A 22,675-nucleotide genomic window follows, 5' to 3' on the forward strand; every position below is an offset into this window, starting at 1 on the left:
AGTTATCCTCCTATTTTCCCCATTTAATAACCATTGCACCCCAAGTAAGTCCGCCACCGAAACCTACTAAAACTAGCGTATCGTCATCTTTAATTTTACCATTTTGTAACTCTTGATTAATACTTAACGGTATTGAAGCAGCAGATGTATTACCGTATTTATTAACAGATACACTCATTTTTTCAGGTTCAATACCTAATCTTAAACGAGCTGATTCCATAATTCTTATATTTGCTTGATGAGGTACAAATAAATCGATATCTTCTGAAGTTAAACCTGCTTTTTCAACAACACGTGTTGACGCATCGCCCATTATTCTTACAGCAAATTTAAATACTTCACGACCATTCATTTTTAATTTCTTAGTTTCTTTATCTAAATATAAGTATTTTCCGCCACTACCATCAGATCCCATTTCGTAACTAATAATACCACGACCTTCTGATACTTCGCCAATAACAACTGCACCAGCGCCATCGCCAAATAAGACAGCTGTAGAACGGTCAGTTAAATCAGTAATTTTAGATAATTTATCTGCGCCTACTACTAGTATATTTTTATAATCACCTGATTGAATATATTGTTTAGCAGTAATCATTGAATACATAAAACCAGAACAAGCTGCTAACTGATCCATTGTAGGTACTTTTCCTGTACCTAAACGTTCTTGTAAAATATTAGCAACACTTGGGAATGGCATGTCACCTGTCGCAGTCGCTACTATAATCATATCTATATCTTCTGGTTGAATACCAGCATCTTTAATTGCTTTTACACTAGCTTCGTAAGCTAAATCTGATGTATCTTGATCTTCATTAGCCCAATGTCTTTCTTTGATTCCAGTCATTTTAGAAATCCATTCATCTGATGTTTCTAAAAATTGTTCAAAATAGGCATTGTCTACAATATTTTCTGGAGCGTATGCCCCGAAACCTTTAATACCCACATCCATGGTTGTACACCTTCTTAATAAATTTTTAATACCAGGTATTAATTTAACATATTTTTCATTTTAAACTCAAGTATATAGAAATCTAATTGAATAGCTGCTATCTCTACACATACTTATATGATTAGCTATACAATCATTAAATACCGTCATTTAAATAGCTTTTTAATTTCAACTAATACAAAAATGCTTTAATTAAATCATATCATATATAAGTTTGATACCACTGTTTCAAACTCATTTGGATTCACTCTATACAAACAATCTTTTTTCCATTAAAATATATGTATATATACTATATTGGAGGTTGCATGCAATGAAATACCTCATGACATTCTTTTGGGCATTCGTTTTATTACAAATGGTCAATTTCGTGTTGAACAGTTTAAATGGTGAAGGTAACAGCTTAAATGTTGTTTCCCCTATCATTATGGCAGTTATCTTTACAATAACAACTGCTATTTTAGGTGCAATAATTAGTCCTAAAAATAAATCTGAACAATACGAATAAGTAAAAACTGGTAGCAGACTTTTATACAGTTGCTACCAGTTTTTTTATAATTTATATCATAAATTTACTATTTTTAAATTTTTCTCCCCCGTCAATTGTACACTTGTTTCGTCAATTTTATGTTTGTTTACTTGTTTTAAAAAGTCATTCAAATAAAATCCATTATCTAAATCTAATTTTTCTTTTAATGCATAAACTGTTAATTCATATTGATGATCTTTGTCAGGAGGTGTGGGTCCTACATAATACTTATCAATTGCTGAGAAATCTTCTCCTAATAAGCCACTTGTGAAACTATTCTTTCCTTGAATACCGTCAGTCGTAATTCTAGAGAAATCTTCTTTTACAGAAATATTTGAATTTGAAACTTTAAGATTTGCTACACTCCAATGAATCCAGGCAAATCCACAAACTGGAATAGCATCATAGTCTATTAATGACCAAGCAAGATATTGAGTATCTTTAGGAAGTTCAGTCACTTCAAAAGGAAATGATTTTATTGGATTGCCATTGATTATGTCACTTTCATTTGCGCCAGCTGCATAGGCATATGGGATAAAATTGTTTTTAAATTCTGTGTTGATTTTCATGATGTTCACTCCTCGAATAATTACTATTATTTCTTATTATATTATAAATTAACTAATTAAAGTATATGCATCATTTGTTTAGTTCATTATGTGAATCAATCCATACTTTTAAATACTGAAATCAACCATTTACATCACAAATAAAAAACCAAGAAGATGAATTTTCATTCAAATTCTTGGTTTTAGTTATTTATTATTCAGGTTTGTTAACATCAAATGTTAGTTCATTGTTTTCATCTAAATCTACATCTATTTTAGTACCTTCTGATAAGTTTTCTTTAATCATCATACGTGCTAATGGTGTTTCAATTTGTCTTTGTACAAATCGTTTCAATGGTCTTGCACCAAATTGAGGTTCATAAGCTTCTTCACCTAACCATTTTTTCGCTTTTTCAGTTACTTCAATAGTTATTCTTTGATCTACTAATCTCATATTCAAGTTACCAATAATTTTATCGACAATCATACTCATATCGTCAACTGATAATGGTCTGAATAATACGATGTCATCCATACGGTTTAAAATTTCTGGTTTGAAGTATGCATGTAAGCTATCCATAACAGCTTTTTCAGTAGATTCACTAATATCACCTGTTTCAGATACTTGATCTAACAATACTTGTGAGCCAATATTACTTGTCATAATAATAATTGTATTTTTAAAATCAACGCTTCTACCTTTAGAATCAGTTAATCGACCTTCATCTAAAATTTGAAGTAATACGTTAAATACATCACTGTGGGCTTTTTCCACTTCATCAAGTAAGATAACTGAGTATGGGTTACGTCTTACCGCTTCAGTTAATTGACCACCTTCATCATGACCTACATAGCCTGGAGGGGCACCAATTAATCTAGACACAGCATGTTTTTCCATATACTCACTCATGTCGATTCTGATCATGTGTTTTTCAGAATCAAATAATGACGCTGCTAATGATTTAGCTAATTCAGTTTTACCTACACCAGTTGGTCCTAAGAATAAGAAACTACCAATTGGTCTATTAGGATCTTTGATACCTGCTCTGGCACGTACTACAGCGTCAGAAACTAAATCTACTGCTTTATCTTGACCTACTACACGTTTATGCAAAATATCACCTAAGTGCAGTAATTTATCTCTTTCAGTTTCTACTAGTTTTGATACTGGGATACCTGTCCATTGACTTACGATATCTCCAATTTCTTCGTCAGAAACGATTTCACGAATCATTCTGTCGTTATCTTCACCTTGCTCATCTTGGAAGACATCTTCTAATTCTTTTAATTCTTTTTCCAATTGTGGTATTTTACCATATTGTAATTCTGCTGCTTTTTCAAGATTATTATTAGTTTGCGCATCTTCTAAAGCTTTTCTACTTTCATCCAATTCAGCACGTTTTTCTTGTAATTTAGCAATTTTTTCTTTTTCTTGTTCAACACGAGATTGTAATGAGGCTTGTTTTTCTTTTTCATTAGATAATTCTTCTTGAAGTTCTTCGAGTCGTTGTTTACTTGCATTATCTGATTCGTTTTTTAATGCACTTTCTTCTATTTCTAACTGCATTACACGTCTATTGACTTGGTCTAATTCAGTAGGATTTGAGCCCATTTCTGTACGAATAGTTGCACAAGCTTGGTCGACTAAGTCAATCGCTTTATCCGGTAAGAATCTGTCAGTAATATATCTATCAGATAATTCTGCTGCTGCAACTAAAGCACGGTCTTGAATACGTACACCATGATATACTTCGTAACGTTCTTTTAAACCACGTAGGATTGAAATTGTATCTTCAACATCTGGTTCGCTTACGCCTACTTTTTGGAAACGACGTTCTAAGGCAGAATCTTTTTCAATATACTCTCTATATTCATTTAATGTTGTAGCACCAATACAATGTAATTCACCACGTGCTAACATAGGTTTTAACATGTTGCCGGCATCCATAGCACCGTCTGTTTTACCTGCGCCTACTAACATATGAATTTCATCAATAAATAGGATTATTCTACCATCAGATTCTTTAACTTCTTTAAGTACTGCTTTCAAACGTTCTTCGAATTCTCCTCGGAATTTTGCACCTGCAACTAAGGCACTTAAATCAAGCTCGAAAATAGTTTTGTCTAATAATGATTCAGGCACGTCTTTTTTAACAATTCGTTGAGCTAAACCTTCAACTATTGCTGTTTTACCTACACCTGGTTCACCTATAAGTACTGGATTATTTTTTGTTTTACGGCTTAAAATACGAATCGTATTACGTATTTCCTCGTCACGGCCAATGACAGGATCCATTTTACCTTGACGCACTTCTTCTACTAAGTCACGGCCATATTTTTCTAATGCTTCATAATTTACTTCTGGGTTCTGGCTAGTCACATGATTTCCCCCTCTTATTTTATTTATAATTTCTTTGATAACTTCAGATTTATTACCTATGAATTCTTTAGTTGTTTGATCAATGTCCATAGCTGCTCTTAAAACATGTTCCATAGAAATGAATTCATCATCATAATCATTCATGTAAGTTTCAGATTTGTTCATTAATCCGTTTGCTTTAGAACTGATATATTGTCCATATTGAACATTATCACCTTGAACAGTTGGATAAGATTTTAACTTCTTATCATAAGCTTTTTCTAATTGGTCTACGTCAATATTTGCACGTTCTAACACACTTTTAAATAAACTTTCACTTTCGTTTAATGTTGCTTTTAGTATTGCTTCTATTTCTATATTTTGTAATTCAAATTCTTTACTATATTCAATTGCTCTTTGTAATGAGCCTTGAATAGCATAAGTCATTTTATTTATATCCAATTGTTTTCACCTCTATTTATTTAGAGTCAGTCATTCATTTATCAAAGTTTATTTTTGACTTTGACTTTCTTTGACCTTAACTATATTATAGTCCTCTTTTTAAAATTAATCAACAACTTGAACCTAAAATTTTTATTAATTTTAATCAATTAAATTTTGAATGGATAATACCGAAAAACTCAAACTAAAACCTCTTTATGTATTGAATTCACATTTTTTAAAATATAAACAAAGAAGTAGTATTGAGTACGTTTAGTTTAATAAACATCTTTCAATACTACTCCTTTATGTGATTAGATTATTTCTTTTTAATATGTTTTAAAATTTCGTCAGTAAGTGCTTTTACGCCACTATTTTCTAAATGAATGCCATCTGGTGCAAAGTATTCTGTATGACCCTCTGATCTTTTATACCAATCAATTAAAGTCACATTGCTCTTTTCTTTTGCTGCATCAGCCATTAGCTTATTAACGTGATTTTCATAACCTCTTGGTACTCGTGTATTGACTAAATAAATTTGAGCTTTACCAAATTTACTAATTAAATCATCAAGTTGTTCTTTATTAAAATCACCATTAGTACCTAATTCTAATACAACTTGATCAGATTTTTTATTATAATGAGAATAATTTTGTTCTGCTAATGGAATCGCTTGATATAAATTTCTACCAACTTTACCATCAATTTTAGCTTTTGGTACACTGTCTTTAAAAGTTTCCCCTATGTCTACCATTACTGAGTCACCTATTAATAATGGACTAATATCTGTATCTACATCTGTATCATTTTTTCCATTTTGACCAATTTTATCAATAGGAATCATTCTAATTAAATACTTATCTTCTAAATCTGTGTTAAATGAATTGGACTTATGATTAATTTTATCTTTACCTAATCCATCAAATGAACCAATCATAATAAAAGCAAATGGAATAATTAAAATAATAATCGTAATCGTTCTAATAAGTGCAGGTTTATACTTACGTTTCAAAGTAAATGCCTTTAAACCTTGTTTTCTGAATGGCGTTTCTACATAACGATATGACAACTCAGCGCAAACAAATGTTAAAACAATATCTATAATGTAGACATATAAAGGAATTTGTCCATCAATATAATAGCTATGAATAAAACTAATAATCGGAAAGTGCCATAAATATAAACTATAAGACCGTTTACCTATGTATACAAACAAAGTATTACCTAATAGTTTAGACACAAATGTTGCTGGATGCACCACACTAGCAATGATAAATAAAGTCATAGCAGAAATAATATAAAATCCACCATTATAAATCCAGTCACTTTCGTCTTGAACAGTTACAAATAATAGAATTAAAAATGCTAATCCTAATATGCCTACAATATCTATTGCACGTTGTAACGCTTTAGGAGGTTGTGCTTTTAATTTGAATGGTGGCCATAAAAATGCCAATATGACACCCAATAATAATGTTTGTAAACGCGTATCTGTACCAAAATATACTCTTGAATGGTTCAGATGTGGCTCTGAAATGATAATCATTAACATAAGTGATAATAATGAAATGATCCAAAAAATGAGCGTCACATTACGGTATTTCTTTAAAGTTAGTAATAAAGTAATTAAAACTATTGGAAAAACTAAATAAAACTGTTCTTCAATAGCTAATGACCATAAGTGTTTAAGTGGCATAAAAGAGAATTGTTCAAAATAGTTAACATCTTTAGCGATATACCACCAATTTGAAACATAAAATATTGCAGCAATAATATCATGTTTTACTCTAACTATCTCTTCTGATTTAAAAAGTAATGTGGCTATACCAACTACTAATAATAGCGCTAATACAGCTGGAACTAACCTTTTCAAACGACGTAACCAAAAATTCTTTAAATTGATTATGCCATTTTCTTCGTATTCTTTTAATAATAAGCTCGTTATTAAATAACCTGAAATAACAAAAAATGTATCTACACCTAAAAATCCGCCTGTTAACCATTGTTTATTTAAATGGTAAATAATAATGCCGATAACAGCAATTGCTCTTAAACCATCTAAACCAGGCATATATCTTAATTTCTTTCCCCTATTTCTAGTGCTTTTATATTCCTTATTCATATTTCACTTTCTTCCCCATCAAATCATTTTCGAATATTCATAGTAGTTTAAGTTTTATATTAAAATAGTCATGTATCTTGTATTTAATCTAAGTTTCATTACTTATTGAGAAATAATTAAAACAACTTGATAAATCTTATGACTAATAATGATTTGGTTAAAATAAACTTGCAACAACTTATTTATTACTTAAATTTATTGCATTCAAGTTACAATTAGTCTTAATTATTGTAATACAACCGTAATATAAATTCAATTTAAATAGCAATTGAATATTATTTATTTAATGACGATTGGATTTTTTTAAATTTATTAATAAATACATTTTTATTTTCAGAATATTGGTTTCTTATCGTTTAGATAGCGTAAATTTTTAAATTTAATTCATCTTAATTTGCCATCTCTAATTTAGACCACATAAAAAAGAATGGTATGTAATGTATACACGCAATGTGTATATTACTACATAACCATTCTTATTATCAGAATTAGATTAACCAACACCTAGAGCAATTTTCGCGTATCTAGACATCATATCTTTATTCCAAGGTGGATTCCATACGATATTAACTTCAGTATCTTGAATTTCTGGAATCTCTGCTAATACAGTTTTAATTTGATCAATAATTTGCGGTCCTAAAGGACAACCCATAGAAGTTAATGTCATCTCAACAGTACAAAGTCCTTCGTCATCTACATCAACTTTATATACTAATCCTAAATTAACAATATCAATACCTAATTCAGGGTCGATTACCATTTCTAGAGCTCCTAGGATACTATCTTTTAATGCCTCTTCCATTAGTATCACCTCTCTATATTTTCTTTATACTAATATATCAAATATCCGACAAAACGCCAATAAAATGCTATGATACAACTACAATATATTATTACGACATAAGGAGAACGTTATGCAGCCTCATTTAATTTGCTTAGACTTAGATGGAACATTATTAAATGATAATAAAGAAATTTCTAATTATACAAAACAAGTTTTAACAGAATTACAACAACGTGGTCATTCAATCATGATTGCTACAGGCCGTCCATATCGTGCCAGTCAAATGTATTATCATGAATTAAATATGGATACGCCTGTCGTAAACTTTAACGGTGCGTATGTACATCATCCTAAATCAAACGATTTTGATACAATACATGAAGTTTTAGATATAGATATTTCTAAAAATATTATCGAAAAATTACAGCAATTTCATGTAACTAATATTATTGCTGAAGTAAAAGATTATGTGTTTATTAACAACCATGATCCTCGTCTATTTGAAGGTTTCTCAATGGGAAATCCTAGAATACAAACTGGTAATTTATTAGAACAACTTAACGAAGCACCAACATCTCTATTAGTAGAAGCAGAAGAAAGCAAAATTCCAGAAATCAAAGATAAATTAACACAGTTTTATGCTGAAAATATTGAACACCGTCGTTGGGGTGCACCATTTCCTGTCATTGAAATTGTTAAACGCGGTATTAACAAAGCTCGTGGTATTGACCAAGTTAGACAATTTTTAAATATTGAACCAGAACATATTATTGCTTTTGGTGATGAAGATAATGACATCGAAATGATTAAATACGCACAATATGGTATTGCTATGGACAATGGTCTTCAAGAACTTAAGGATATTGCTGATGAAACAACATTTAGTAATAATGAAGATGGAATTGGAAGATATTTAAATAATTTCTTTGATTTGAATATACGTTATTATTCATAAGAATAGCGTTTCAACACATCTGAGATAGATATACTATGCTGTCTCAGAATTTTATTATATCAGGGGGTATAACCGCATGAGTAAAATAGTTGTCGTCGGTGCAGTTGCAGGTGGTGCAACTTGTGCAAGTCAAATTAGACGTTTAGACTCTGAAAGCGAGATTATAATTTTTGAAAAAGATAGAGATATGAGCTTTGCCAACTGCGCATTGCCTTACTATTTGAGTGATACAATTACTGAAAGAGAAAAAGTGTTAGCTTATACTCCGGATAAGTTTTTCGATAAAAAACAAATATCAGTTAAAACGTATCATGAAGTCATTGCAATTAACGATACCAAACAAACTATAACTATTAAAAATAAAAATACAAATGAATCGTTTGAAGAATCATATGATTACTTAATTTTAAGCCCTGGTTGTAGTGCAAACCGACTTAATTTTGATACAGACTTAGCTTTTACATTAAGAAACCTAGAAGATACAGACGCTATCAATTCATTTATTGATAAAAATAATGCTCAAAAAGCATTAATTGTAGGTGCTGGGTATATTTCATTAGAAGTATTAGAAAATTTATATCATAGAGGATTAGATATCACACTTATTCATCGTTCTGAACAGGTAAATAAATTAATGGATCAAGATATGAATCAACCTATCTTTGATGAATTAAAAGATAAACATATTCAATATCGTTTAAATGAAGAAATTGCTGATATAAATGGTAATGAAATTACATTCAAATCAGGAATAAAAGAAGACTACGATATCATTATTGAAGGTATAGGTACTAAACCTAACTCTGAGTTTATAAAAAGTTCTAACGTTCAACTTGATGAAAAAGGATTTATTCCAGTGAATGATGCTTTCCAAACAAATATAAATAACATTTATGCTCTTGGAGATTTCATTACATCACATTACAGACATGTTGATTTAAAAGCAAATGTTCCTCTAGCCTGGGGCGCACATCGTGCTGCGAGTATTATTGCTGAACAATTAGTAGGAAATGATAATATTAAATTTAAAGGATATCTAGGATCTAATATTGTTAAATTTTTCAATTATACGTTTGCTAGCGTTGGTGTTAAACCAGAAGAATTATCTCAATTCAATTATAAAATGGTAGAAACTAAACAAGGCGCACATGCAGGTTATTACCCAGGAAATACACCATTACATCTGAGAGTATACTTTGATCAAGATACTAGAAAAATTATACGTGCAGCTGCAGTTGGGCAAGAAGGTGCTGATAAACGTATTGATGTATTATCTATGGCAATGCAAAATAATATGACTGTTGATGAATTAACAGAGTTTGAAGTTGCGTATGCCCCACCTTATAGTCATCCTAAAGATCTTATTAATATGATTGGATATAAAGCACAATAAAAAACATGCAAAACGGTTAATTAAAATCGTTTTGCATGTTTTTAAGTTTATAAATGATTTAATGACCTATCCTAAACCTAACATTTTTGAGATAGGACCCCAAGGAAGAATAACACCAATTGCCATTGTTATAATAATTAAGACAATTGTACTCCAAAATAATTTTGTAGAATCTTCGTGTTTCTTTCTTTTAGTAATAGAAATTTCCATTAATGCAATAACACCTAAACCACACAACATTTTCAATGTTAAAAGCATATGATTGCCGCCTTCACCATTACTGGCTGCAGCAAATTCTTTAATTAATTCCCAAAAACCAGAAATTAATGTTAATAGCATAAACAATCTTAATGCCATCTGTAATGGTTTAAAATATGGTGTAGCTCCTTGTGCTTTAGAAATGTTTAAGTATGCAGCAATAAAAAGAATAATTGCTAATACCCAACTTAAAATATGAACATGTAACAAATCAATGTTCCCTCCACTTAATATTTTATTTAACTAATGATACCACAAAACGAACAATTTATTTTAAATGATATAAGTATATAATTTATTACCCTTTTTAAGAGATTGTTCGTCATAGTAATAAACAAAAATATAAAACTCTAACCCTAAGCCCAAACATAATTATAGCCTGAGACATTTACTTATGTCCCAGGCCTTTAACTATATTATCTAATTAATTATAACTAGTTTAATCTTATTCAGAAATGTAAGTAGTTAACGTACCAATATTATCGATAGTTACTTTAACTTCATCACCAGGTTGTAAGAATTTTGGAGGTTGCATACCAGCACCAACACCAGCTGGCGTACCAGTAGCAATAATATCTCCAGGATGTAAAGCAACGTATTTAGAAATTTCTTCGATTAATTCGTCAATTTTTAAAATCATTTCACCTGAGTTACCATCTTGACGAATTTCATTGTTTACTTTAGTAACAATATTAACGTTTTCAGGTGTAGGTAGTTCATCCTTAGTTACGATGTATGGTCCCATTGGGCAACCACCTGTTAAACTTTTAGATAAGAATGCTTGGTCGTGGTTATTTTGGGCATTACGGTCAGTAATATCATTGATAATTGTATATCCATAAATATAGTCTAACGCTAATGCTTTAGGAATTTTCTCTCCTGATTTACCAATTACAATACCTAACTCGCCTTCATAATCTAATTGATCAGTAATATCTTTGTGATTTGGAATTGTTGCTAAATCACCTGTTAATGATGATGCTGCTTTAGTGAAAACATATAATCGTTGTACTTCATGGTTTAATTCACTTGCATGATCTTCATAGTTACGACCAAATGCGATAACGTTATTTGGTGGAGTAACCGGTGGTAAAAATTCAATATCATTAAATGAAATTTTATAATCTTCAGCTTTACCGCTATCTTCAGCAGCTACAACTGCTTTACGTACTTGTTCTTGGAAATCTAACGTTTGGTTTTGTTGTAATCCTGCTAATAATGTTTTCGGATGAAAATCACTTTCTGCAAAATCTGCAAATACTAATGTTAAATCCCAAACAGCATCTTCACGTTTAACTTTAACACCATATGAAGTTCTGTCATTATGCTTGAATGATAAAAATTTCATTCATAATCAACTCCTCATCTATATCTTAATACATATTATAACTGTTATGACCATGAAATAACAAATATATAAGTAAGAAAATTAAGAAAGTTTCTACATATTCGTTTTTTCAAATTATCCGTAAGTAAGAGTATCTTAATTGTCATCAATTTCTAACATGCCAAATTTAAAGAAATATAAATAACCTTTGACCTTAGTTTGAAGTATCGTTTCTAAAGTATTGCGGTAATACTTCATCTGTATGCGATACTTATCCTTCAATTGTTGACCGATTTCTTCATCTGTTAATCCTCTTCGACGGTTAAAAGCGTCTGTCTTATAATCTACAAAATAATATTCTTTATCTTTAACATAGATTAAATCAATCATCCCTTGAATAATTGAAACGTCTTCATCTTTCAGTTCTAATTGATCAACTTTAGATTGATTCACTACAAAAGGTAATTCTCTATAAACTTGATCAGCGTTTGCTATTTCTAAATACAAATTACTATTTATAAAACGCATAATTTCTTTATATCTAATATCTTCTTTTGCATCAGATTCAATGATATTTTTATCTATAAGCTGATTGATATATTGATCTAAATCATCTTCAGTCATTCTTTCTTGGTTAAATGGTAAATGTTGCATTACTGTATGCATCAATGTACCCACTTCATTCGCTTTGCGTTTTCCTTGTTGACTTAAAAATTTAGGACGTTCATATGTTGAGACACCTATTCTATACTGTCGCACTCTATCATAGTTAGTACCACTTTCTTCCGTTTCAAGTTGACGTTTTAATTCTGATACAGATTGTTTTGACGGTTTTTCAGTGTCGACTAAATAAGGATATTCGAAAGTTAACTTGTCTTTTATTTTAGCTTTAACATCTTCGTTTCCACTTTGATACATTTCAATATCTTCTATACTTCTATGTTCTTGATCAGTAGTTGCAATCTCTGTAGAAATATCTTCGAAATGATCAATAAATAATGTCACTCTTGGTTTTACATTACTATCCAATTGTTCAACATCTTTTTCAAATTTTTGATCATTTGTAATACTAGACGATTGATATTTTGATAATATGCTATAAATCATTGTAAATGGATTAGATGCGGTTAAACGTTCATTAACAGCGATATGATTTCCCGAAATAGGCAATCTTTCTAGTTTATCTAATTCCTTTTCATCTTTAATTCTACCTATTAATATCAATTGTTCCTTGGCTCTTGTTAATGCTACATAGATTAAACGCATTTCTTCAGAAATCATTTCTTTTTCATTAATTGCAGAATAAGCGACTGAAGACAACGATGGATAAGCAATATCTTTTTCTACATCAAAGTAATCCATCCCTAATCCATATTTCTGATTCAAAACAACTTGTCCTCTTAAATCTGTTTTATTAAATTTCTTAGATAAACCAGAATATATGACAAATGGAAACTCTAAACCTTTACTACTATGAATTGTCATCATACGTACTACGTTATCGTTTGGCCCTACAATATTTTCTTCACCAAAGTCTTTACCTCTATCAATTAGCTCATCTATAAATCTAATAAATTGATACAATCCACGGAAACTGGAGTTTTCAAATTCAATAGCCTTATTAAATAGTCCATATAAATTTGCTCTACGTCCTCTACCACCTATTAAGCCACTAAAATATTGAATAACAAAATGATCGTTATAAAATTTATCAATTAATTGATAAACCGGATAACGTTGGCTATATTCTTGATAGTGTTGAATATCATCTAAAAAGTGTTTTAACTTTTTAACTAACTTTTTATTAGCAACATCATTATTAATATATTGGTGAATTGATTGATAAAAATAATCATCATTAGGACTAAACACACGAATATTTGCTAATTCATCTTCTGTAAATTGATAAATAACTGAGCGCATTAATCCAACCAAATAGATATCTTGTAACGGATTATCAACTGTACGTAAAAACGATAATATAAGTCGTACTTCTGTCTGTTCGAAATAACCTTCTCTACTGTTCACGTGAAATGGAATATCATTATCTTTAAAAGCTTGCTGTAAATTACGCGCTTGACCATAACTGCGTTCTAATATAACGATATCTTTATATGTCGCAGGTCGATATGAATTAGATTTCATATCATATACTTTTTTATGGTCTAAAATGTCTTTAACTTGCTCAACTATATAATAAGCCTCTTGTTCAGTACCAGTTAAATCACTATCTTCAGAACTCGCTTCAACCATTGTACGTAATTCTACATTATGATTAACATCGTCAAATGGCGCACCATAATATAATTGTGCCGCTTCATCATAAGTAATTTCTCCTACTTCTTCATCCATCATGTGTTTAAATAGATAGTTTGTCGTTGATAATACTTCTTTTCGAGATCGGAAGTTTTGAGACAAATCTATACGCATCCCTGCTTCTTGTCCTTCGGTATTAAAACGGTTATATTTTTCGATAAATAAACTTGGATCGGCCTGTCTGAATTTATAAATCGATTGTTTAACGTCACCAACCATAAATAAATTCCCATTAGATTCTTCACCTGTTTTGATACAAGATAAAATCTTCTCTTGAACACGGTTGGTATCTTGGTATTCATCAACCAATATTTCAGAAAAATGTTGACGATACATTTCAGCAATTTGTGAAGGTGAACCATCTTCATTAGTTAAAATTTGTAAGGCAAAATGTTCATAATCCGCAAAGTCTAATACATTTCTTTGGCGTTTGTGTTTCCCAAATTCATTGATAACATCTTTCACAATATCCGATAAATATGAAACTCTTGGCGCTAACAATTGCATGTCATGTTTCAAATCTTCTGCAGTTCTTGAGAAATAATCACTTTTAACTTTAGTAATCATATCTTTATATTTAGTGTACGCAGCTTTCGCATCTTCTAATGCATCTACCATCATGGCATTTTGTTCTTTGATTTTTGTTGTTATAGCTGGAAATCTACTTGCAAATTGATGATTCACAAGCTTTTCAATTTGTAATGTATCATTTTCAAATAATTGACTCATAAATCGTCGTTCTGATTCTATGATTTCTAACTGCTTATCTACACTTTCCATCATTGAAAATAACTCATAACTTTTATCAAGTGATTCTTGTGCAGCATTTATAAAAATCATTGCCAAATCATTTAATAATTTTAATAACTCATCTTGTTGTGATTCATCCATATATGGTGTTGAAAGTTGATTTAACCATTCTTGAGGATTCGGGTTAGCAATACTAAAGAAATAAAGTTGTTTAATAATACTTCTAAATTGTGTATCACTACGGTCATTAGATAATTGTTCAGTTAAATCAATAAATTCTGGTTTCAAATAATCATAATGTCGCTCTAACACTTCATCAATCGTTTGTTCTAAAAGTAAGATATTTTCTGCTTCACTACTCGTTCTAAAATTAGGATCAATATCTAGTACGTCATAATGTTGTTGAATTAATTTCAAACAAAAACTATGTAAAGTGGAAATCTGAGCTTGATGTATTTTGATACGCTGATTTTTCAAGTGTTCATTATTTGGATCTTCAATCGAAGCTTGTTGAATACGTTGGTCAACTCGATGTTTCATTTCTCTTGCACTTAAATTAGTAAATGTCACTACTAGTAAACGGTCTACATCAATTTCATCTCTTAAAATACGTTGAATAATTCTTTCAACCAGTACAGCTGTTTTACCAGAACCAGCAGCTGCAGCTACTAAAATATCTTGACCTTTGGCATAAATACTGCGCCATTGTGCATCTGTCCAAATAACATCTTGTGGTTTCGTAGGTATCATTCAGTTCCACCTCCATTTTCTTCCATTTGTTGAATCGCTTCTATTGGATTAATGGACTCATCAACAGTGCGATATCTTTTACTATCAATCATGCCATCTACATGACAAACAGATTGGTAACTACAATATTGGCATGGCAATGTTTGTTTATATTTGAGTGGTGCTACTTCTGTATGTCCATCCATAATATGACTTGCCGTTTCAATAAAATTCTTTTTATTATGTTCTATAAATTTGTAAATAGTGTTTTCATCTGCAACCTGACTACTAGCTTTATTTATTGTTCCTTTAGCAGTTAAACCAACTGGCACAATATCAGATTTGAATTTAGGTTCTAATCTAATATCTAAAGCATCTAACACATTTTCATCACTATTAACTAATCCACTCATCTTAAATTTATTAATGTGCTCTTTTTCTAATTTTTCTTGATCAATTTCTAACCAATTTTTCAATTTGAGTCTTGGTTCATGAACATGGAAGTATAGTAAGCCACCTGGTTTAACGATATCTGTTAAGCCTAATCTTTCTTGGTTTTGTAATACGATGTCCATATAAGTCATCATTTGCATTTGTAAACCATAGTAAGCTTTTGTTAAATCAAGTGTTGCACTATTTTTTGATGATTTATAGTCAATGATATTAACGTAACTTTGATTTTCTTTTGTATAAGTATCTATTCGGTCAATTTGACCACGTATATTAATAGGAACACCTTGTGTAGTTGTTAATGATTTAGCCATCAATTCTTCATCAGATTTAGGTGATTTACGGAAGCCCGTTTCAAATTGTTGTGGTTTGAATTTCGTATAGTCTCCTTGATATTTCAAAGCACTTAAAGTTGTTTCAACAATTGCGCCTATTCTTCTAGATAAATAACGATAATAAGCTGATGAATTTAATAGATTAAATTGAACTTTAGGTAAAATTTGTTCAAGCGCTTCTGATGTTAATGTTTTGATTTTTTTCTGATCAAGATGTTTAAAGTCTCCATCTATACGATCAGATATATATTTCAATACAGAATGGAAAATATCACCTAAATCAAAGTTTTGTAGTTCATATTTTGTTCGCTCATTTAATCTTAAACCATGTGAAGCAAAATGTTTAAATGGACATTGTTGATACCCTTCGAATCTAGATACACTCGCATTAATCGTTTTACCGTATAAATCCTGTGCCAGTGTTTCACTAAGCTGCTTCGTCTCATTATCGTAAGTTAACGAAGTGATTAAATAATTCAATCCCTCATTAAGACGCTCATCGTCTCTCATTACTTGATATGCATCAAGCCATGTATCTGCTACAATTTCTTCATCTAACCAAGCTCTTAGTGACTCAAACAAATTAATTTTTGTTTGATGAACATGCTCAATTAATGAAATAGGATGTTCTTGATGCATTTGATGAATATTTATTACATCTAAATTGTCATAAATATCTTTTATTTGTGCTAAAAATGGACTCATTTCTTTTTCATCACCTGATGATCCCATCAAGCTATATGAAAATGTAACTCTATTTGTTGCACGAGTCATAGCAATATAGCATACAAATGCTTCATCCATTTGTAAGATATCTGACGTTGGGCTTAATTCTATTTGAACATTTTGTTCGAATAATTTTTTCTCATCATCACTAATTAAGCTTGAAGAAGAAATAGGTTGAGGCATAGAACCATCATTCATACCGACAAGATAGATATGCTTTTTATTATCTACTTTAGCTAAATCCATCGTACCAATGCTTATTTGATCAAGTGTTTGAGGAATCATCACAAATTCTAATTGTTCTAATCCAATATCAAATACTTCTAAAAAGCGAGTTAATGTCATGCTTTCATGTTCAAACACAGTTACCAAATCATCTAGTATTTGAATTAAACTATTCCAAATTTGATCAATTTCTTCAGCTTCTTCATGGTAACCATCATTATCTAAAATATCTCGTTGTGTCATTAACTGATTGGGTAATTCAAAATATTCCATACTTTCATAAAATGCAGTAGCAAACTCACGAACTGTGTTACCTTCATTCATTGCTTGTTCAAAATGAAGAATTTTATCAATCACATCATTTTTTAATTTAACAACTTGTTCGAATGTCTCTCTTTCTTCTTGTGTAAGTTGATGTTCTTTACGACCCATTTTTCTAAAATTATCTACATTAAATAAATCGTCATCTAACCATCTTTTTCCATAAATACCACGTTCTATAGCAAAATTTTCTAATAAATCTATTAGGTGTGTACTATTTTTATATTGGTTAGTCAGCACATCTGTTTTCAATAAACGCATCATTGCATTGATATGCCAATTAGTTTGGATTACTTCGATTAGTGAACGAATCATTTCCATAATAGGATGATGTGTCATTGAACGTTTTGTATCTATGTTAAAAGGAATTTGATATAGCGGTAAAATAGATTCAAATAAATCGGCATATGATACGTCTCGATATAAGATTGCAATATCTTGAAATCTCAATTGGTTATCACGTGTATCTTTAAGAATTTGTCTTGCAATTTCATTAATTTCTTCTCTCATACTAGAAGATTCAAGAATATCGATATGCCCCTGATTTTGTTGAGGCGTTAGTTGTAATGCGTCGAATTGGGATTCTAAAGCTTTTAGATCATTGTGATTAAATCGATAGACTTCATTGAAAAGACGCTTTTGAAGTTGGATATGTAAATCTTGAGCAATCTCTTCTAAATGATTTAAAACTTCAGATGGCTTTCTAAATAAACTGAAAGCATCTTGATTACCATCAGTAGTTAATAATACCGTTACTTTTTTAGCATTTCTTACTAATGCTTGAATCATTTCGTATTCAAGAGTTGAAAAGTTATGGAAACCGTCTATGTATATTTCTGAGCGTTTTAGCCATTCAGATTTATCCATTTGTTCGATAAATTTTCGTAACGAATCTTCAACTGTAATAAAATTGCCGTGAGTTCGAGACTCAAATTGTTTGTATATTAAAGAAATATCTTCTAATTTATGTTTAGTTCTGGTTTGAATATCGTGTGTATTTAGAAATTCATCAATATGTTCAGGTAAGACAGAATATTTTTTAAAATCTTGAATTTGTTCGGCTAATTTCTCACTAAATCCAAAGTATTTGGCTTGTGATTTATATAATTTCATATCTGATTGATATTGTTGTACTAAATGATAAATCATCATTTCAGTTGCCGCTTTAGATAATCGTTGTTCCGTAAATCCCCCAACTTCTTGGAACACTCTATGGCTTAATCTTTCAAAGTGAAGTACCTCTGTTCTCAAACTTCCATTTAATGTTGAATCATTAACAAATGCTTGTTCAAATTGAAAAGTACTTTGAGTTGGAGCGATTAAAATAATTGGATCACCAAGTGGGTCAGTTTTCATTTTATCTTTAATTTCATTAACCATAGCTGTAGACTTCCCTGTCCCAGCTCTCCCTATATATGCATTTAATTCCATAACAACCCTCACTCCTTTGACAACATTTTAACATGGGAGCGGGACAGAAATAACATTTTTACAAAATTTATTTCGTAGTCTCGCCCCGGCAAGGTTGACTAAGTTAGTAAAGTATCACTACTATTTATAATAGTTTAGTGATACTTACACATTAGCTTTAGCTAAAGTGTTCAACTAAGGATTACATGAGTTAACACTCATGCATAAGTAATTCTAATTTCTAAAGAAAAAGAATTACTTTATCAGTCAACTACTGCCAATTTGTAACTTATTTCTATTTTTTAAGTTCACTTCATTTTCACAGAATTACATTATTGAACCTAATAGCTATCACTATTAGGTAAGTCATACTAATTTGTTTTACAAAAAGTATGACTTTCCGTTATACATATTTATTCATTAATATATCTACACAATTTTACACACAAAAAGCGATAGACTTAGCGTCTATCGCTTTCAAAATTAATTTTTAGTATTATCAGGATTAAAGTTAGCTTTAAATTCATTTAATGGCCAGAATCTGAACGAAACTTTACCAACAATTTGATCTTTATTAATCAAACCAAATGAACGACTATCTTTACTTACTTCACGATTGTCCCCTAATACTAAGTATTTACCTTTAGGGATGACATTTGATTTAGGGTTAGCATTAGGTAAATCTTTCACTTGGAAAGTACCAGTAATATATTCAATCTGTTTTCGTTTCTCATTATAATTTAAATAAGGTTCATCCTGTTTCTTACCATTTATATATAATTGGTCTTTTTTATATTCTACCTTATCTCCTGGAGTACCAATAACACGTTTAACGTAGTCATCTTTTTTATTAGCATGGAAAACAATGACGTTACCTTTTTTCACATCGCCAATTTTATAACCCATAATGTTTACGCCAACACGTTCCCCATCTTTTAATGTTGGATCCATTGAGTCACCTTTAATTGTATAAGGTTGACCAACAAAATCCTTTATAAACCATACAAGCAAAACTGCTATTGCGATGGCGACAATCCATTCTATAATTTCCTTTTTCAAATTACACACCTCTTATATTCATTTAAAGTCTGTCGTAAATGCATCAAACGGATAATATTTTACACTTACATCACCAATAATATTACTTTTATCAATTAGACCATAACGTCTTGAGTCTGATTTTACACTATCGTTATCATTTAATACAAAATAGTGTTTGGGTGAAATGATATCTCCATCTGAATGTTTCATATTTCTTAACGAAACATTATTCAAATCTCTATTTTTAGCGTACTTATCTTGAACTACTCTATCGTCTCGATAAAGCTTGTTATTTCTAATTTCAATAGATTGTCCTGGTTTCCCAATTATTCTACTAAAATGGATTCGTCCATTATCTTTATACATCACTATATCACCAGTATCTAATAAATTAAATGTGACTTTAATTTTATTAACAATCAATCGGTCACCTTCATTTAATGTAGGTGCCATACTTTGATCCTGTACAACAGCACCTCTGATGATAAATGTTTGAATGAACATTACAATAATAATCGCAAATATTAAGGAAATCAAATATTTAATAACAGTTTTCAACTTTTCACTCCTTAGTAGAGCCCATAAAATGTTTTTCTACCTTTTTACTTACAAACCAAAGTAAGACAAATAATAATAACGTCACAATAGCTCTTATCGGATTAGTGAAAATCGTCGTTACCTCTCGACCCATTATCCCTAATACAGTTATGGAAATCAATTTAGATAATGTTAAAACGATAAAATAATACTTTGTTTTAATATGTGAAAGACTTGCTACCACATTAATCAATGTATTTGGCGTAAATGGAAAACATAATAAAATAAATAGTGGTATTAAACCTTGTCTATCTATAAAACTAATTAATCTTTGTACTGACTTTTTAGTTTTGAATTGTTTCATTTTTTTAGTATTGACTAACCTTTTAAAGATTAAAAACATTGTAAATGTACCTGCTACAATGCCTAGCCAACAAATTATAATGCCTACGACCGCACCATATGTATGCATAATTAAAATGACATAAAGCGTTAAGGGTAAAATGGGAATGATTGCTCTAAAATATATAAGCACAAACCCAGGAATATATCCGAATTGCCGAAATAAATCAAACCATTCTTCTAATTGTTCAAACGACAAAACATCAAATCCTTTCTTGGTAAACATTACCTTATTTATTATAGTTGTAATTATAGTATTTTGAAATAGCAATCTTCTTTTAAAGCAATAAATACATCTGAAGTTTGAGAAAACAAAACCCCTTTACAACATGAAAGGCTAGGACAAGTTAGTCCTAGCCTTATAATTATAACATTTATTTATTATAAAATATATTTTTTATAGATTATAGACGTGCTTCAAGATCTTTTTTCATTTCTTCAAATCCTGGTTTACCTAATAATGCAAACATGTTTTGTTTATAAGCTTCAACACCAGGTTGATTAAATGGATTTACGCCTAATTGATATCCACTCATAGCACAAGCTAATTCGAAGAAGTAAACAACATATCCAAATGTTTCTTCATCTAATCGAGGAATATTAACAACGATATTAGGAACTCCACCATCAGTATGTGCTAATAATGTACCTTCAAATGCTTTAGTATTTACCTCATCAATTGTTTTACCAGCAAGATAATTTAATCCATCTAAATCATCACTATCTTCTTCAATTGTAAGATCATGTTTAGGATTATTAACTTTAACAACTGTTTCAAATAAGAAGCGACGGCCTTCTTGAACATATTGTCCTAATGAATGTAAATCTGTAGTATAGTTCGCGCTTGAAGGATAAATGCCTTTAAAGTCTTTACCTTCAGATTCACCGAATAATTGTTTCCACCATTCATTGAAATATTGCATAGAAGGTTCATAGTTAATTAACATTTCAGTAGTGTAGCCTTTGCTATATAAAAGGTTACGGATTGTAGCATATTGATAAGCAATATTCTCTTCTAATTTATCTGAAGATAATTCTTCACGTGCTTTTGCTGCACCAATCATCATTGCCTCAATATTAATACCTGCAGCTGCAATTGGTAATAAACCAACGGCTGTTAATACTGAATAACGTCCACCAACATCGTCTGGTACTACAAATGTTTCATAACCTTCATTTGTAGCTAATTGTTTTAAAGCGCCTTTTTTCTTATCAGTAGTAGCGAAAATACGTTTTTTAGCTTCTTCTTTACCATATTTATTTTCTACTAATTGTTTAAATAAACGGAAAGCAACTGCTGGTTCAGTTGTTGTTCCTGATTTTGAAATGACGTTTACAGAAAAATCTTTATCTGCTAAATAATCAACTAATTCTTTTGTATAACTAGAAGATAAGTGATTACCTACAAATACAATTTCAGGATAGTCATTATTTGTTCTGAATGAAGAAGTAAGCATTTCAATAGCGGCACGTGCACCTAAATAAGAACCACCGATACCAATAACAACTAATACATCAGAATTGGCTTTAATACGTTTAGAAGCTTCTACAATTCTTGAAAACTCTTCTTTATCATAATCAACAGGAAGATCAACCCAACCAAGGAAATCTTTTCCAGCGCCAGTACCTTCATGTATCGTTTTGTGTAATGTTTTCACGATATCTTTTTGTTGTTCTAATTCATGTTCTCCAAAAAATTCTAAAGTCTTACCATAATCTAATTGAATATGAGTCATCTAAAAAGCCTCCTATGTTTTTACTACTT

Annotated in this window: 16 protein-coding genes; 3 read left to right on the forward strand and 13 right to left on the reverse strand. The window is 30.4% G+C overall.

From position 1 onward, the window contains the following. Positions 1-10 precede the first annotated feature (10 nt). Positions 11-952 carry a beta-ketoacyl-ACP synthase III gene (locus LFT63_RS04160; RefSeq protein WP_017637404.1) on the reverse strand — a complete coding sequence of 314 codons (942 nt, stop codon included), beginning with the start codon at positions 950-952 and terminating at the stop codon, positions 11-13. Positions 953-1,265: 313 nt separating this feature from the next. On the opposite strand from LFT63_RS04160, the gene LFT63_RS04165 reads away from it, so the two are divergent. Further along, positions 1,266-1,460 (forward strand): YjzD family protein, encoded by a 195-nt coding sequence (locus LFT63_RS04165; protein ID WP_017637405.1) that lies wholly within the window; start codon positions 1,266-1,268, stop codon positions 1,458-1,460. A gap of 56 nt (positions 1,461-1,516) precedes the next feature. On the opposite strand, the gene LFT63_RS04170 is transcribed toward LFT63_RS04165, so the two are convergent. From LFT63_RS04170 to LFT63_RS04185, 4 genes are all read right to left on the reverse strand, one after another. After that, a complete protein-coding gene (locus tag LFT63_RS04170; RefSeq protein WP_029055575.1) occupies positions 1,517-2,050 on the reverse strand; it encodes a YbhB/YbcL family Raf kinase inhibitor-like protein in 534 nt (177 codons plus the stop codon). Between the two features lie 193 nt (positions 2,051-2,243). After that, the gene (gene clpB, locus LFT63_RS04175) at positions 2,244-4,850 is read right to left on the reverse strand and encodes an ATP-dependent chaperone ClpB (RefSeq protein ID WP_340768055.1); all 2,607 of its coding nucleotides are present in this window, start codon (positions 4,848-4,850) and stop codon (positions 2,244-2,246) included. Between the two features lie 298 nt (positions 4,851-5,148). Beyond that, entirely contained in the window at positions 5,149-6,951 is a 1,803-nt protein-coding gene (locus LFT63_RS04180; RefSeq protein ID WP_029055577.1) for an acyltransferase family protein, read from the reverse strand. Between the two features lie 493 nt (positions 6,952-7,444). Beyond that, the gene (locus LFT63_RS04185; protein ID WP_017637409.1) at positions 7,445-7,753 is read right to left on the reverse strand and encodes a metal-sulfur cluster assembly factor; all 309 of its coding nucleotides are present in this window, start codon (positions 7,751-7,753) and stop codon (positions 7,445-7,447) included. 112 nt (positions 7,754-7,865) lie between these two features. On the opposite strand from LFT63_RS04185, the gene LFT63_RS04190 reads away from it, so the two are divergent. After that, complete coding sequence (locus LFT63_RS04190; protein ID WP_029055578.1) at positions 7,866-8,690, forward strand: Cof-type HAD-IIB family hydrolase; 825 nt, start codon at positions 7,866-7,868, stop codon at positions 8,688-8,690. 76 nt (positions 8,691-8,766) lie between these two features. Further along, positions 8,767-10,083 (forward strand): CoA-disulfide reductase, encoded by a 1,317-nt coding sequence (locus LFT63_RS04195; protein WP_340768058.1) that lies wholly within the window; start codon positions 8,767-8,769, stop codon positions 10,081-10,083. A 66-nt stretch (positions 10,084-10,149) separates the two neighbouring features. On the opposite strand, the gene LFT63_RS04200 is transcribed toward LFT63_RS04195, so the two are convergent. The 8 genes from LFT63_RS04200 to LFT63_RS04235 all read right to left on the reverse strand — a co-directional run bounded on the left by LFT63_RS04200 (position 10,150) and on the right by LFT63_RS04235 (position 22,646). Continuing rightward, the gene (locus LFT63_RS04200; protein ID WP_029055580.1) at positions 10,150-10,551 is read right to left on the reverse strand and encodes a YisL family protein; all 402 of its coding nucleotides are present in this window, start codon (positions 10,549-10,551) and stop codon (positions 10,150-10,152) included. A gap of 235 nt (positions 10,552-10,786) precedes the next feature. Then, positions 10,787-11,689: a fumarylacetoacetate hydrolase family protein gene (locus LFT63_RS04205; RefSeq protein ID WP_017637413.1), complete on the reverse strand. Its 903-nt coding sequence runs from the start codon at positions 11,687-11,689 to the stop codon at positions 10,787-10,789. Positions 11,690-11,824: 135 nt separating this feature from the next. Next, a complete protein-coding gene (gene addA, locus LFT63_RS04210; protein WP_340768061.1) occupies positions 11,825-15,484 on the reverse strand; it encodes a helicase-exonuclease AddAB subunit AddA in 3,660 nt (1,219 codons plus the stop codon). Next, on the reverse strand, positions 15,481-18,951 hold the full coding sequence (addB, locus tag LFT63_RS04215; RefSeq protein ID WP_340768063.1) for a helicase-exonuclease AddAB subunit AddB: 3,471 nt from the start codon (positions 18,949-18,951) through the stop codon (positions 15,481-15,483). Before addB ends, addA begins: the two co-directional genes overlap by 4 nt. 462 nt (positions 18,952-19,413) lie before the next feature. Beyond that, complete coding sequence (gene lepB, locus LFT63_RS04220; RefSeq protein ID WP_017637416.1) at positions 19,414-19,989, reverse strand: signal peptidase I; 576 nt, start codon at positions 19,987-19,989, stop codon at positions 19,414-19,416. An 18-nt stretch (positions 19,990-20,007) separates the two neighbouring features. Next, a complete protein-coding gene (gene lepB, locus LFT63_RS04225; protein ID WP_017637417.1) occupies positions 20,008-20,529 on the reverse strand; it encodes a signal peptidase I in 522 nt (173 codons plus the stop codon). A gap of 4 nt (positions 20,530-20,533) precedes the next feature. Then, positions 20,534-21,109 (reverse strand): TVP38/TMEM64 family protein, encoded by a 576-nt coding sequence (locus LFT63_RS04230; protein ID WP_017637418.1) that lies wholly within the window; start codon positions 21,107-21,109, stop codon positions 20,534-20,536. Positions 21,110-21,314: 205 nt separating this feature from the next. Beyond that, positions 21,315-22,646, reverse strand: a complete 1,332-nt coding sequence (locus LFT63_RS04235; RefSeq protein WP_029055583.1) for a glucose-6-phosphate isomerase — start codon at positions 22,644-22,646, stop codon at positions 21,315-21,317. Between the last annotated feature and the right edge of the window lie 29 nt (positions 22,647-22,675).

This window comes from Staphylococcus sp. FSL H8-0121, assembly GCF_038008425.1.
GTDB lineage: Bacteria > Bacillota > Bacilli > Staphylococcales > Staphylococcaceae > Staphylococcus > Staphylococcus pasteuri.